Source organism: Faecalibacillus sp. TM498 (assembly GCF_020589955.1).
Classification (GTDB): Bacteria; Bacillota_I; Bacilli_A; order Erysipelotrichales; family Coprobacillaceae; genus Faecalibacillus; species Faecalibacillus intestinalis.
In genome coordinates, this window is sequence record NZ_JAJDKB010000169.1 from 1 (window position 1) to 323 (window position 323).

The 323-nt window shown below is 26.9% G+C and carries 1 protein-coding gene; it reads left to right on the forward strand.

Going from position 1 to position 323, the window contains the following annotated elements; all coding sequences use genetic code 11:
* Positions 1 to 323: FtsX-like permease family protein (locus LJD32_RS15160; protein ID WP_227403855.1), on the forward strand; the 323-nt coding region annotated here is incomplete at both ends.

Genomic DNA, 323 nt, shown 5'->3' on the forward strand with positions numbered 1-323 from the left:
GTGAACCTTATTGCATTATGTTGATGGGATTGTTTATTTTAATGGTTTGTGTTTCATTGATTTGTTATTCATGTAACTATTATATGAAACTTCATGCCAGAGAAATAGGAATGCTTAAAATGGCAGGATTTAATCAAGGAAAAGTTATTCTTTATCAATTAGTTCAAATGATTATGCTCATGGTTGTTTCAGTAATAATCACTTGTTGTTTATCATTAGTGACAACACCAATCTTTTTAACAGTTGTTTATCGTTATTGTCATATTCATCAAAGTGTTTTCTATTTTAATACAAGATTATTTTCAATGATAGGAATTTTAGTT